This window comes from Kribbella sp. NBC_00662, assembly GCF_041430295.1.
Classification (GTDB): Bacteria; Actinomycetota; Actinomycetes; order Propionibacteriales; family Kribbellaceae; genus Kribbella.
In genome coordinates, this window is sequence record NZ_CP109029.1 from 2,919,258 (window position 1) to 2,932,505 (window position 13,248).

A 13,248-nucleotide genomic window follows, 5' to 3' on the forward strand; every position below is an offset into this window, starting at 1 on the left:
CCGATGACCACCGTCGAACTGACCCGCTTCCGCGTGTCGGCCGAGAAGACCGAAGAACTGCTGGCCGCTCGCGCCGACATGCTCAAGGACTTCGAGGCCGACCGAGCCGGCTTCCTGGGCGCGCGGTTGGTGCAACTACCCGACAACGAGTGGCTGGACATCGTCGAGTGGGCGACGCCGGAAGACTTCGCGACCTCGCGCGAGAAGGGGCCGAACCTGCCCGGTATCGCGCGCTTCTTCGCGGCAATTGACTCGCTGGTCGTGGCCGAGGAAGGCACTCTGGCTGAGTGAAGATCAGCACGATTGAACCGAGCGAGTACGACCGCGCCGCCGAGTTGTGGGAGGCGTCGGTGCGGGCGACGCACGACTTCGTCACCGAGGCGGATCTGGAGGTGTTCCGGCCGTTGGTGCGGGCCTCGTTCGGTGAGATCGCGCAGCTCGCGGGGCTACGCACCGACGAGGGCTTGCTGATCGGGTTCATCGGGGTCGAGGACGGCAACGTCGAGATGCTGTTCCTCGACCCGGCGTACCGCGGCCAGGGCGGCGGGAGCCTGCTGCTGGAGCACGCGTTCACTTCGTATGCTGCGGTCACGGTCGACGTCAACGAGCAGAACCCGCAGGCCATCGGCTTCTACGAGCACCACGGCTTCGTCCGGGTCTCCCGCAGCGAGACCGACTCGACCGGCAAGCCGTACCCGATCTTGCATCTGAAGCGGCCCTAGCCGGCGATCTCCAGGATGTCGATCGGGGTGTACGGGTCGGCCTCGGCGAAGCGGAGCGCCCACTGGACCGCTTCTTCCTTGGAGTCGACGCGGATGATCGAGACGCCCGCGACGAGCTCCTTGGTCTCCGCGAACGGGCCGTCGATCACCCGCGGCTGACCCGGCACCGGGAACGTGACCCGGGCACCCCGCGAGCTCGGCATCAGCCCCTCACCGAGCACCAGCACCCCGGCCTGACGCATCTCCTCCAGCACGGCGTCCGCCCGCTCGAGGATCTCCGGATCGGGCGGATTGCCCGCCTCGAGACTGTCATTGGTCTTGTGCAGCAGCATGTACCTCATAGCCGAGACCTTAGTGCGCCCCAGAACGCCTGGGGGATGGCGTAATCGAGCCACGCCGCGATCTCGGTGATCTCCCGTGGGCTCCGCGCCCCGACCACCACGGCCGGTACGGCGGGATGCGTCAACGGGAACTGCACCGCAGCAGCCAGCAGCGGCACGTCGTACTGCCGGCACAGCTCTCGCAGTACGTCGATGCGGCGGAGCACGTCCTTCGGCACCCGTGCGTACCCGTGAGGCGCGCCGTCCGCGGTGTCGGCGAGGACGCCGCCCTGGAACACCCCGGCCGCGAGGACAGCGATGCCGAGCTTGTCGCAGAGCGGCAGAAGGTCTTCCTCACCGCTCTGGTCGAGGAGCGTGTATCGCCCGGCGAGCAGGACGCAGTCGACTCCTTCGGTCTCGCGGAGGAAGCGTGCCGCCACGTCCGCGTGGTTGACGCCGAGCGAGATCGCCCCGATCGTGCCGCGTCCACGGAGCTCGGTGAGCGCCCGGAACGCCTCGGTCGATGCGGTCGCGTAGTCGAGCTCGGGGTCGTGGATATGCAGGATGTCGATCCGGTCGATGCCCATCCGCTCCAGGCTTGCCTCGAACGATCGGATCGTCGCGGCGTACGAGTAGTCGAGCCTCGGCCCGAGCCCGGCCGGAGGCTCGGCCCAGATCGGCTGTAGATCCGCGCCGCCCGGTTCGATCAGTCGCCCCACCTTGCTGCAGAGCACGAAGTCGCCGCGTGATCGGCCGCGCAACGCCAGGCCGGTGCGCTGCTCGGACAAGCCGTACCCGTACACGGGCGCGGTGTCGAACAGCCGAACCCCGAGCTCCCAGGCCCGATCGATCGTCGCCACCGCCTGCTGCTGCGGAACCGCCGCGAACATTCCCCCGATGGACGCGAGCCCCAGCCCCAGCTCACTGACCCGCAGTCCCGTCCGCCCCAGCTCAACTGTCCGCACGCCGACGACCCTAGGAGTCTCCACCGACAGTCCTGTCGTCAGACCTTCCGCCGGGCGGGTGCGGACGGCACGATGCGGGGATGGGCGAGATCGCGGAGCGGTACCGGCGGCGGGCCGATGCGTTCGAGCGGAAGGTTGCCGCCGTGGCGCCGGACGAGTGGGCGAACCAGTCGCCGTGCGCGAAGTGGACTGCGCGGGACGTGGTCGAGCACGTCGTCACGATGCACGGCGTGATGCTGATCCCGGTCGCACGGAAGCTGGAGGCGGCGGATGATCCGCTGACCGCGTTCCAGGAGGCACGCGCGGCGATCGAGGACGTGCTCGACGATCCCATCGCGGCGCTGACCGAGAGCGACACGCCCGGCGGGCCGATGACGGTCGAGCAGCACATCGACCAGGTGGTGTCCGACGACCTCGTCCTGCACGGCTGGGATCTGGCCCGGGCCACCGGCCAGGACGAGACGATCGAGCCGGTCGACATCGAGCGCCTCTGGGCAGCAGCGGTCGCGATCCCGCCGGACCTGATGGCGAAGTACCGGACGCCCGGTGCGTTCGGCGAAGGCATCGAGGTGTACGGCGCCGAAGTACCGGTGCCTCCGGACGCCCCGCTGCAGGACCGGCTACTCGGGTTGCTCGGCCGCGAGCCGTGAGAGGTCGGTCGGCGCGTAGTAGCTCGTTGGGTCGTCGCAGAGCGGTGCCTGGGTGAGCTGATCCGGCTCGGTCATCAGGAGTGCATGGCCCTTCGCGATCGGCGGGTCCAGGTACTCGTGCCCGGGCAGGTCCGCGACCGCCGTACGGCAGCCGAGTGCCATGCCCTCGAACAGTGCGGTCGTCGAGACGCCGACCTGGTACGTCGCGGTGGCGAGCAGATCGAGCGTGCTGCCGCTGGTCGACAGCTGCACTCCGTCCGGGATCGTGTAGTCCTCGGGGCGTTCGCTCGGGTGCAGGCGGTAGACGATCTCGAGCTCGGGATGCTGCTTGGCGACGGCATCCGCCGTACGGATCAGCTCTGCGCCGACCGTCCCTTGCGAGAGGAACACCACCCGGTTCGGGTCCTTCGGACCGGGCTTCGGGAGGAACGTCGCGCCGATCACCTCGGTCCGCATCCCGGCGGATAGGTCGGCGACGTCGGTCCAGTACGAGCCGAAGCACCACAGCTCGTCGGGCTGATCGGCGACGGACGGCCGGCCCGGATAGCTGTAGCCGAGGTGGAACGGGCTGATCGCGCCGTGCTGCAGCTCGACGACGCGGATCCCGAGGTCGCGGGCGGCGCCGACGATGTGCTGGTGGAAGTACGCGACGACGACGTACACGGTCTTGATCCGGTGCCGCTTGAGCAGTGCGCGGTACAGGGCGCGCAGTCGCAGGTGCTTCGGTACTTCGCGGGCGAGGATCGCGCCGACCGGGATGCCGACCCCGGTGAGTTTCTCGAGTGCGCTGCCGATGCCTCGATCGTCTATCGTCCGAGGATGGATCGCGCCGGCCGCGGACGTGAAGAAGTCGAGGTTCTTGCTGCCGGGGAGCGGGATGCCGTTGATGCCCGAGTCGAGGATCAGGGCGTTGTCGCCGAGTGTCTTGCGGAGTTCGTCGGTGTAGATCTCGACACCGTTCGGTTTCCGCGGATGCGGTACGACGAGCGCGTCGTACCGGCCGGGGAAGGGGGAGCGGGTGACGATCCCGGCGACATGCTTCGCGACCAGGGCGGCCTTGTCGTACGGCGTACGTCGTGCCGGGTGGGGCGCGCCGTGGATGCCGGTGCGGCGGGTCAGCTCATGGAAGACGCGCATCCGGATGATCGGCCAGGGGTGAGCGCCGCTGGTCTGCCACTCGAGCAGCCCCAGGTCCGTCTCCACCTGCCAGATCGCCCGGCACAGCTCCGCCACCGTCGGCCGGCCCGGGGCCGTGGCCGGACCCGTGCCGTTCCCGGTACTCGTCATGGTTGATCCCTACTATCCCCGCGAGACTGCCGACGCCCGAGAAGAACCGGCGGACTGCCTTCAGCAGGTGCGTCTTCCGGCCGAGCAGCAGCCCGGCGAGGGCGAACCCGATCGCCGAGATCACCCGGGCCGAAGCATAGGCCAGCACCAGTACGTAGCTGATCGCGCCCGGGCGGATCAGCAGCCGGCTGATCGTGTCGCCGGAGCCGGAGCGGAAGGCACGCCGTACCAGCCAGTGCAGCGTGGTCCGGCCGACCGGGACCTCCTCGGCGATGCACGCCTCCTCGCACCAGACGATGCGGAACCCGGCGCGGTGCACGCGGAGGAAGAAGTGCAGGTCGCTGGAGCCGGTGTAGCGGAACGCGGGATGGAATCCGGGCGTGACCGTGTGGTAGACGCGGCGGCTGACCAGCGTGTTGTTCGTGTACGCCTTGCGGAGCTCCTCGCCGGTGGTGTGCTTGCCGGTCGAGTCGTGCACGTCGCTGTAGTGGTTCCAGGGCGGGGCGCCGGGCGGGAGGTTGCCCTTCACCGGGCCGGTGACGACGTCGGCGCCGGTCGTCTCCCAGGCCTGGAGGAGCGTTCTGAGCCAGCCCTCGGGAGCGGTCTCGTCGTCGTCCACGAAGATCAAGGCGTCGTCGTTCCAGCACAGCTCGACGGATCGCTCCCGGGCGAAGGGGATTCCTGGCTCCGGTTCGACCACGGATTGGATCGGGTACGGCGTACCCGCGCCGAACTCGTCCAGCACGGCCGCCGCCGACCCGTCCGCGTCGTTGTCCACCACGACGATCCGGATCGCGTAATCGGAGTCCGCCGGGAGCTCCTGAGCCTGCAAACTGGTCAATAATCCCCGCAGCAGAGCAGGTCGCCTGAAGGTAATCACCGCAATGGCGACGCTGGTGCTCATGGCGCCCGAGACTATCGGTCCCCACCAACAACCGCCCATCCAACTCGTGTGAGATCGGTTGGGTACCCGGGGAAGACGTCTCGGGGCGGTAGACGTATCCGAGGGCTTCGAGCGGCAACCGGAACGGGTCGACGGCCTTGAGGGCGGCGGCGAGGAGCAGGCCGAGGACCAGGACCAGGGCGGCGTTGCGGAGGGCGGCGGGGAGGCCGATGTCGGTGACGTCGAGGAACGGGTGCGGCGCCGGTGAGGTGGAGCTTCGGGGCCAGGACGATCGCGAAGACCAGGCCGGTGACGACGATCCCGAGGAGGGAGTCGACACGCGCCACCCGCCAGCCGGGGCCGTCCGAGTTCGCGTCGGGGCCACCGGTGAAGATCAGGACCAGTTGAATCACCGGCGATGCGAGCACGACCGCCGCGATCACCCCGTGCCACCGCCGGGAAACCGACACGGCTCGCGAATACTCCGTCGGAGTCGTCACGTTCGTCATTCTCGCGGCCCCGGACCCCGTTCCACACCAAGCGCCACGCTCCCCAAGTTGCAGGAAGTTGCAGAATCTGTAACGCCGGAGTCAATCGCCCGATTTAGGGTTCGGGCCGTATTTCGGCCCGTTCCGCCCTATCGAGGTTCTTGGGGGTTTGTGGTGTTGCGTTCTGTCCGTTTGCTGCGGCTGGCTGTGCCGGCTGCGCTGGTCGCGGGCTCGGTGGTCGTACTCACCGGCTCGTCCGGCTCAGCGGTCGAGCCGAAGCCGTACCGCCCGGCGTTCGCCGCGGGGCACCACGGTGCCAAGTCGGAGTTCGAGCCGAATACGGTGCTCGTCAAGTTCAAGGCGAAGGCGTCCGCGTCGGCCCGGAAGGCCGCGGTGTCGAAGTACGGCGCGACCGCCGAAGACTCGGTGGCCTCGAAGGTCGTGAAGCTCAAGAGCGACGTACCGGCGCCTGACCTCCTCAAGAAGGTCAAGGCCGACCCGACGGTCGAGTTGGCCTCGCTGAACTACAAGCGGTACATCTCCGCCGTCCCGAACGACGAGTACTACGCCACTGACCAGAAGACGTACCTGAACACGGTGCGGATGCCGCAGGCGTGGGACGTGTCGAAGTCGACCGGCAGCCAGATCGTCGCGGTCCTCGACACCGGCGTCGACGCGGGTCACCCGGACCTGGTAGGTCACCTGGTCCCGGGCTACAACGCCGTCTCCAGCACCCGTCCGAACCCGGTCGACGACAACGGCCACGGCACCATGACGCTCGGCATCATCGCCGCCGCCGCGAACAACGGCGTCGGCGTCGCCGGCGTCGGCTGGAACGTGAAGGCGATGCCGGTCAAGGTCCTCGACGCCGACGGTAGCGGCTACGACTCCGACATTGCCGAGGGCATCGACTGGGCGGTCGCCCACGGCGCCAAGGTCATCAACATGTCTCTCGGCGGCCCCGACAACGACCCGATCCTGTACGACGCGATCAAGCGTGCGTACGCCAGCGGTGTCGTGACCGTGGTTGCTGCTGGCAACGACGGCAGCAGCGACCCCCAATACCCGGCCCTGTACCCCGAGGTGATCGCGGTCGCGGCGACCGACGCGACCGGTGCGCTGACCGACTTCAGCTCGTTCGGCTACTGGCTGGACATCGCGGCACCTGGCGTGGACATCCTGAGCACCGGTCCGCGGAACCTGACTCCCGCAGGCTACGAGCCCTACTGGTACTGCACCGGCACCTCCTGCTCGTCGCCGATCGTCGCCGGCGTCGCGGCACTGGTACGGAACAAGTGGCCGTCGCTCACGCCGGCCCAGGTCGCGCAGCGCCTCGAGGTGCTCTCCCGGGACGCAGGCCCGCGCGGCATCGACGACTACTACGGTTACGGCAACCTGGACGCGTATGCCGCCCTCGGCGGCCGCTTCGCCCCGGACTTCCCGACGGCGGTCGCGGATGGTAACGACCAGCCGATCCGCGCAAAGAAGCTGACCGGCTTCGGCTCGACCACGGGTGCGATCGACTCCGAGGGTGACGTCGACTGGTACTCGATCGACCTCGCGGCGGCCCAGGACGTGCACGTCGCGGCCACCGGTCCCAGCTACGACGAGCGCACCACCTACTCGAACGTCGGTCCGGTCGTCGATGTCTACGACTCGGATCTGAAGTTCCTCGGCCACGCGGAGAACGAATTCCCGCTCGTGGACCCGGTCAAGGGTCCGCTCTGGGGTCCGCTGACCGCATCCGTTGACGTCAAGGCGGCAGCGGGTACGACGTACATTGCCGTTCGCAACTACAACGGTTCGAAGGTCACCCGGCCGTACACCCTGACGCTGGCGAGCAGCACGTCGGGCGTGACCGCCACGGGTTGGGCGTACGGGCTCCGGGACGTGTCCCCGGCGAACCTGGCGTCCGGCGTGCCGGCGTCGGTGACCCCGAAGGTGACGTTCGCCCGGGACATGGACCCGGCGTCAGTGACCGGCTCCATGGAACTGCGCGACGCCGGAACCAACACGTATGTCAGCGCGGCCACCACCTACGACGCTGCAACCCGGACGGCCACGATCACCCCGCAGCAGCCGCTGCTCGACAACCATTCGTACGTGATCGAGTGCACCTTGTACCTCACCGAGGCGGACCACACGCAGGTGCAGCCGTTCCATACCCGCTTCACTACGGCCGACCTGGCGCCGAAGGCGCTGACCACGTTCACGGGCAGCGGCGCATACCTGGCCGCGAACCTGGCCTGGACGATCCCACCGACGAACGACCTCGACCAGGTGATCGTCCGGCGGAACGTAGGGAGCAAGGCTCCGACGCCGACGACCGGCACGCTCGTGTACGCGGGCACCGGGACCGCGGTGAAGAACACCGGCCTGGCGCAGAGTACGACATACACGTATGCCGCCTGGGTCGTCGACCGCACGGGGCACTACAGCCCGATCGCGATCAAGCAACTGCTCGGGATGAAGTCGGGGATCGCGGTGACGTCGACCCTGCTCAACTACGGCAGTTCGATCACGATCAAGGGCAGCACGCTGCGGATCGACAATCTGGCGTACGCCGGGTTGCCGGTGAACGTCTACGTACGGCCGACGACGTCCACGAAGTTCACGCTGCTCGCGGCGCTGAAGACGTCCTCGACCGGGACGCTCTCGGTGACGCACAAGCCGCTCGTGTCGTCGGTCTACATGCTGACGTTCCCGGGCAACGGGACCCTGATGGGCACCCGTACCGCCGACGTCACCGTCCAGGTCAGGCCGACGATCTCGGCCGCCCTGTCGCCAGCGTCGATCCGGCTCGGCGGCACGACCGCGTTCAGCGGGTACGTCGCGCCCGCGCATGCCGGCAAGGTCGTCTACCTCCAGCAGTACGGCAGCAAGGTCTGGAAGTCGATCGCCTCGGTCAAGTTGAGCACCTCGGGCAAGTACGCCTTCGGCATCAGGCCCGCGATCCGCGGCCAGATCGCCTACCGCGTCTACTTCCCCGGTGACGCCGACCACGCCGCCGCGTACACGGTCAACAAGATCGTCACGGTCAGCTGACAGCGACGACCTGGGGAGGACCCTGTGCCGGCACAGGGTCCTCCCCAGCTTCATGTTCCGGGGCTGTACCTGTGGGTACAGTGGGTGGGGTGGAGACGGTGGAGCGGTTGATTCGGAGTACGCAGGAGTTGTTGTGGGAGCGGGGGTATGTGGGGACCTCGCCGAAGGCGATTCAGCGGGCCGCCGACGCCGGGCAGGGGAGTATGTACCACCACTTCGCGGGGAAGGCGGAGTTGGCGAAGGCTGCTATCGAGCGGTCGGGGGCCGAGTTGCGGGCGGCGGCTGACGTGCAGTTGGGCGGGGAAGGGACGGCGAGTGAGCGGATCGCCGGGTATCTCGAGCGGGAGCGGGAGGTGCTCCGGGGGTGCAAGGTCGGCAGGTTGGCGGCGGATCCGGAGGTGATTGCGGATCCGGAGTTGCGGGCACCGGTTGCCGAGACGTTCGAGTGGTTGCGTACGCGGCTGGCCGAGGTGGTTGCGGAGGGCAAGCGTTCGGGTGAGTACCCGGAGTCGCTGGTCCCGGAGCGGATCGCGGCGACCGTGGCGGCAGTGCTGCAGGGTGGTTATGTGCTTGCTCGAGCGGCCGGCTCGCCGGAGCCGTTCGAGTTGGCTGTCCAGGGATTGATCGACTTGTTGCCGGAGGCTACGAAGTGAAGATCGGTGCGGTGTTCCCCCAGCTGGAGATCGGCGCGGACCCCCAGACGGTGCGTGACTGGACGACGACCGTGGAGCAGGCTGGGTACAACCATGTGCTCGCCTACGACCACGTGCTCGGCGCGGATCCCACGAACCGTCCGGGCTGGACCGGGTACACCGACAAGTCCTTGTTCCATGAGGTTTTCGTGCTGTTCGGGTACATGGCGGCGATCACCACCAGCCTCGAGCTGGTGACCGGCGTACTCATCCTGCCGCAACGGCAGACGGCGCTGGTCGCGAAGCAGGCGGCCGAGATCGACGTACTGAGCGGCGGCCGACTGCGGCTCGGTGTCGGCATCGGCTGGAACCAGGTCGAGTACCAAGCGCTCGGCGTGCCGTTCAAACAGCGCGGGGCGGTGCTGGAAGAGCAGGTCGATCTGCTGCGGCGGCTCTGGGCCGAGCCGGTGCTGTCCTACGACGGCAAGTACCACGAGGTCGTGGAGGCCGGACTGAACCCGTTGCCCGGCCGGGAGATCCCGATCTGGTTCGGCGGCAGTGCGGATGCGGTACTGCGACGTACCGGCCGGATCGGTGACGGGTGGATGCCGCAGTCCGCACCCGACGATCGGGCCCGCGAGCAGATCGCGATGATCCGCGAGGCCGCCGAGGCAGCCGGCCGCGATCCGGAATCGATCGGGATCGAGGCGCGCCTCACCCTCGGCGCCGTACCCGAACAGGACTGGCGCGAGTTCGCCGACGGCTGGCGCGCGCTCGGCGCGACCCACCTGTGTGTGAACACGATGAACCTCGGCCTGGCCGCACCACAGGACCACGCCAAGGTCCTCGCCGAGGTGCTCCCGAAACTCACCTGACCCGACGTATCTCCCGACGACTCCCGAGGGTCCGAACAGGTAAGGGGAGTTTCGTCAGGGAGAGGGGACGGTCATGGCCGCCCAGAGCGATTTCGAGAAGAGGACGTACAACTACCTGCGGCTCGCGATGATCGGGATGCTGATCATGCTCGCGGTGGCGGTGTTGCGCGAGCACGGCAAGACGGCGTCGGACTGCTGGCAGGGATCGATCAGCGCGTACTACTACACGCCCGTGCACGCGGTGTTCATCGGAACGCTCGTCGCTGTCGGCGTCTGCATGATCGTTCTGAAGGGCGCGACGTCGCTGAAGGACGTGCTGCTGAACGTCGGCGGGCTGCTCGCGCCGGTCGTTGCCTTCGTCCCGACCCCGAACGCCGGCAGTTGCTGGTCGGAGGCAGTCGTGTCGCCGCACGCGGCAGCGGGCATCGCGAACAACATGGTGGCGTACTTCGCGATCGGCGGCTTGGCTCTGCTGGCTTCGATGACCTTCTGGCTGACGTCACATCGTACTGCGAAGTGGGACTGGACGGAGATCCTGGGGCTGCTCGCCTCGGTGGCGCTCTGGCTGGCGGGAATCATCTGGTTCGCGGCCGCGCGCGACAGCTTCAACCGCAATGCGCACTACACGGCCGCCGTGCTGCTGTTCGCGGCGATCATCGGCATCGTCGTGCTGAGCACCCTGGGGCAGCGCCATCAGCCGGCTACGGGGGCGCAGGAGCAGAAGGCATTCACCCGCTCCTACGGACTGATCGCTGCCGCGATGTTCATCAGCCTCGTCATCGGCCTCATCTTCAGGACGTCAGCCATCCTCGAGGTCGAGACCGCTCTACTCGGCTTGTTCCTGCTGTACTGGATCCTCCGAACCGCCGAACAGTGGCGCGCCGACAAGGAGGCAACCCCGGACACCCCAGCGGAGCTTCACAAGGTGTGACCTAACCCTGTGGAGTGTTCGCGGTGGAGCCGCGGATGGCCAGGGGGCAGGGGAGCGTGACGATTTCGGTGGGGCGGTCGGGGGTGGCTATGCGTTGGCGGAGGAGGTCTACGCCGGTTTCGACGATGGCGTGGGTGGGTTGCTCGACCGAGGTGAGGTCGAAGGCTTCCCAGGCGGCCATTTCGGTGTTGTCGAAGCCGATCACCCAGACGTCGTCGGGGACGCGCGCGCCGACCGCGCGGGCACCGTCGAGGATGCCGAAGGCGAGCAGATCGGTGACGGTGTAGATCGCGGTCGGCGGTTTCTTCCGGGAGAGGAGCTTCTCCGCGGCGGCGTGACCGTCCGCGTGCGGTACGCCGACCGTGACCACGTTGCTCGGCTTGATCTTCACGCCGGCGTCGGCGAGCGCCGCGCGGAAACCGAGGTCGCGGTCGCGGGACGTGTTCCCGGTAGGAGCGAGCGTGACGAGTCCGATGTCGGTGTGGCCGGCGTCGACGAGATACTTCCCCGCGTCGTACGCGCCCTGCCAGTTGTCGCCGACGACCTGGTCGCAGTCGAGCTCGTCGATCCCGCGATGCAGCAGCACGGTCGGCGTACCGGAGGCGAGCGCCATCGTGTGCAACTTCGAGTCGTACGTCGCTGACGTCAGCAGGAACCCGTCGACGAGTCGCTGCTGCAACACCTCGGCGACCGACTCCTCCGGGTCGTGCTCGATGTTCCACAGGATCATGTGCAGGCCGATCGAGCTGAGCACCCGCCCGATCTCGTCCAGCAGCTCGGCGTGGAACGGGCTGGTCACGCGCGTCATGAACACACCGATGGCGTCGGTCCGCCCGGTCTTCATCGCGCGCGCCAATGCGTTCGGCGTGTAGTTGGCGTCCTTCAGCACCTGCAGGACCCGCGCCCTCGTCTCCGGGTTGACCTTCGGGTTGTTGGTCAGCACCCGCGAGACCGTCGCCTGCGACACGCCCGCCAGCCGAGCCAGATCCCTACTTGTCGGTGGTCGCGCCATGACCCCGCCTCCCCTAGTCGTCCAAATGCTGAACCCTACTCAAGAGTGTGGCCACAGGCCGTTGACCACGCCCGACGCAATGTGTATACGTATTCATTGTATACGTATTCATCCCTCTGTGGATGGGAGATTCCGGTGCAGACACAACTCTCCAACCTGAGCCGCCGCAGGTTTCTCGCCGGACTGACGGGACTCACGGCCGCCGGAGTACTGGCCGGCTGTGGTGGCAACGGCAACGCAGGTGGTGGTGGGGGCAAGAGCCTCACCTTCCTCAACTGGGAGCAGGTCAAGGGCAACCCGCTGGAACAGGCGATAAGTGCGTTCGAGAAGGAATCGGGCACCAAGGTCACCGTTCAGCCCGCTGTCACCCAGGAATACGACACCAAGATGCGCACGCTGATCGCGGGCGGTAGTCCGCCGGACGTGATGCGGATCAACGACGACTTCGTCCGCGGCTTCTCCCAGCAGGGAGCGCTGCTGGACCTGAAGCCGTACATCGACAAGGACAAGCTCGACACGTCGCAGTACGCCAAGGAGACGTTCGACTTCCCCCAGCAGCCGGACGGGTCGCACACCGCGTGGGTCCTCGGATACCAGCCCCGGCTGATCTTCTACAACGTCGACCTGTTCAAGCAGGCCGGCGTACCGCTGCCGCCGACGACCTGGTCCGCGGACGGCTGGACCTGGTCGGACTTCGAGGAGAAGGCAAAGAAGCTCACCGACCCGGCGAAGAAGCAGTACGGCGCGCTCGTCTACCTGGACACCGGCTACGAGCAGACGTTCACGGTCAACCACGGCAGTCAGACGGGCATCTTCTCCAAGGACGGCACGCAGTTCACGCTGTCGGACCCGAAGGAGTCCGAGGCGCTGCAGTGGGCGACCGACCTGACCTGCAAGGACAAGGTGCAACCGCCGTGGTCCGCACTGCAGCAGGACAACATCCAGAACCAGATGTTCGCCCAGGGCAAGATCGCGATGATGTTCGCGACCTTCGGCACCGTGCCGTACCTGCGGCAGACGGTCAAGGACTTCACCTGGGACGTCGCTCCGCCGCCTGGTGACGTGGAGCAGAAGACCGAGTCCAGCGTGATCGTGTTCTGCGTCCCGAAGAAGGCGAAGAATCCCGACGCGGCATGGGATCTGCTGAAGTACCTGGCCAGTGAGGACGGCGGCAAGATCCTGCTCCAGGGCGGTGCGTTCACGCCGATCAACCTCAAGGCGGCGGCCGAGCTGGCGCCGAACGGGAAGGCACCCGCGCACATCGGGCTGTTCGCCGAGGCGGCCAAGCATCTGACCGCGACCAACCAGACCAAGAACACGATCGGCGCCCGTGAGCTGTACCGGCCTGCGCTGGACACGGCCTACAACTGCGAGAAGCCGGTCGCCGACGTTCTCCAAGGCGTCAAATCACAGGTGGAGAACGCCTTGAAGGGTTGAT

Annotated in this window: 14 protein-coding genes; 9 read left to right on the top strand and 5 right to left on the bottom strand. The window is 67.6% G+C overall.

Features of this window, described 5'->3' with window-relative positions:
- Positions 1-3 precede the first annotated feature (3 nt).
- The gene (locus OHA10_RS14765; protein WP_371406760.1) at positions 4-291 is read left to right on the top strand and encodes an antibiotic biosynthesis monooxygenase; all 288 of its coding nucleotides are present in this window, start codon (positions 4-6) and stop codon (positions 289-291) included.
- Positions 288-722, top strand: a complete 435-nt coding sequence (locus OHA10_RS14770) for a GNAT family N-acetyltransferase (protein WP_371406761.1) — start codon at positions 288-290, stop codon at positions 720-722. Before OHA10_RS14765 ends, OHA10_RS14770 begins: the two co-directional genes overlap by 4 nt.
- Here OHA10_RS14770 and OHA10_RS14775 read toward each other — a convergent pair.
- Entirely contained in the window at positions 719-1,063 is a 345-nt protein-coding gene (locus tag OHA10_RS14775; protein WP_137252283.1) for a YciI family protein, read from the bottom strand. The two genes, OHA10_RS14770 and OHA10_RS14775, sit on opposite strands and share 4 nt — an antisense overlap.
- The gene (locus tag OHA10_RS14780; RefSeq protein ID WP_371406762.1) at positions 1,060-2,007 is read right to left on the bottom strand and encodes an aldo/keto reductase; all 948 of its coding nucleotides are present in this window, start codon (positions 2,005-2,007) and stop codon (positions 1,060-1,062) included. The genes OHA10_RS14775 and OHA10_RS14780 overlap by 4 nt, the downstream gene beginning before the upstream one ends.
- Before the next feature lie 80 nt (positions 2,008-2,087).
- Here OHA10_RS14780 and OHA10_RS14785 point away from each other — a divergent pair, with 80 nt between their 5' ends.
- Positions 2,088-2,657 (top strand): TIGR03086 family metal-binding protein, encoded by a 570-nt coding sequence (locus OHA10_RS14785; RefSeq protein WP_371406763.1) that lies wholly within the window; start codon positions 2,088-2,090, stop codon positions 2,655-2,657.
- Here the strand turns inward: OHA10_RS14785 and OHA10_RS14790 are convergent.
- Entirely contained in the window at positions 2,628-3,860 is a 1,233-nt protein-coding gene (locus OHA10_RS14790; protein WP_371406764.1) for a hypothetical protein, read from the bottom strand. The genes OHA10_RS14785 and OHA10_RS14790 overlap by 30 nt on opposite strands.
- Positions 3,778-4,848, bottom strand: coding sequence for a glycosyltransferase family 2 protein (locus OHA10_RS14795; protein WP_371406765.1), 1,071 nt, complete (start codon positions 4,846-4,848; stop codon positions 3,778-3,780). Before OHA10_RS14795 ends, OHA10_RS14790 begins: the two co-directional genes overlap by 83 nt.
- A gap of 58 nt (positions 4,849-4,906) precedes the next feature.
- Between OHA10_RS14795 and OHA10_RS14800 the strand changes: the two genes are divergently transcribed.
- The 5 genes from OHA10_RS14800 to OHA10_RS14820 all read left to right on the top strand — a co-directional run bounded on the left by OHA10_RS14800 (position 4,907) and on the right by OHA10_RS14820 (position 10,798).
- The gene (locus OHA10_RS14800) at positions 4,907-5,095 is read left to right on the top strand and encodes a hypothetical protein (protein WP_371406766.1); all 189 of its coding nucleotides are present in this window, start codon (positions 4,907-4,909) and stop codon (positions 5,093-5,095) included.
- A gap of 394 nt (positions 5,096-5,489) precedes the next feature.
- Positions 5,490-8,360, top strand: coding sequence for a S8 family serine peptidase (locus OHA10_RS14805; protein WP_371406767.1), 2,871 nt, complete (start codon positions 5,490-5,492; stop codon positions 8,358-8,360).
- 89 nt (positions 8,361-8,449) lie between these two features.
- Positions 8,450-9,013, top strand: coding sequence for a TetR/AcrR family transcriptional regulator (locus OHA10_RS14810; protein WP_371406768.1), 564 nt, complete (start codon positions 8,450-8,452; stop codon positions 9,011-9,013).
- Positions 9,010-9,867: an LLM class F420-dependent oxidoreductase gene (locus OHA10_RS14815; protein WP_371406769.1), complete on the top strand. Its 858-nt coding sequence runs from the start codon at positions 9,010-9,012 to the stop codon at positions 9,865-9,867. Before OHA10_RS14810 ends, OHA10_RS14815 begins: the two co-directional genes overlap by 4 nt.
- Before the next feature lie 73 nt (positions 9,868-9,940).
- Entirely contained in the window at positions 9,941-10,798 is an 858-nt protein-coding gene (locus OHA10_RS14820) for a hypothetical protein (RefSeq protein ID WP_371406770.1), read from the top strand.
- Position 10,799: 1 nt separating this feature from the next.
- Here the strand turns inward: OHA10_RS14820 and OHA10_RS14825 are convergent, their stop codons facing one another.
- Positions 10,800-11,810, bottom strand: a complete 1,011-nt coding sequence (locus tag OHA10_RS14825) for a LacI family DNA-binding transcriptional regulator (protein WP_371406771.1) — start codon at positions 11,808-11,810, stop codon at positions 10,800-10,802.
- Between the two features lie 135 nt (positions 11,811-11,945).
- Between OHA10_RS14825 and OHA10_RS14830 the strand changes: the two genes are divergently transcribed.
- Positions 11,946-13,247: a sugar ABC transporter substrate-binding protein gene (locus tag OHA10_RS14830; RefSeq protein ID WP_371406772.1), complete on the top strand. Its 1,302-nt coding sequence runs from the start codon at positions 11,946-11,948 to the stop codon at positions 13,245-13,247.
- The last annotated feature ends 1 nt before the right edge of the window (position 13,248 follow it).

Coding starts and splice junctions, on each gene's coding strand:
- OHA10_RS14785 (WP_371406763.1), top strand. CDS start 2,088: ATGGGCGAGATCGCGGAGCGGTACCGGCGGCGGGCCGATGCGTTCGAG.
- OHA10_RS14765 (WP_371406760.1), top strand. CDS start 4: ATGACCACCGTCGAACTGACCCGCTTCCGCGTGTCGGCCGAGAAGACC.
- OHA10_RS14775 (WP_137252283.1), bottom strand. CDS start 1,063: ATGAGGTACATGCTGCTGCACAAGACCAATGACAGTCTCGAGGCGGGC.
- OHA10_RS14820 (WP_371406770.1), top strand. CDS start 9,941: ATGGCCGCCCAGAGCGATTTCGAGAAGAGGACGTACAACTACCTGCGG.
- OHA10_RS14795 (WP_371406765.1), bottom strand. CDS start 4,848: ATGAGCACCAGCGTCGCCATTGCGGTGATTACCTTCAGGCGACCTGCT.
- OHA10_RS14825 (WP_371406771.1), bottom strand. CDS start 11,810: ATGGCGCGACCACCGACAAGTAGGGATCTGGCTCGGCTGGCGGGCGTG.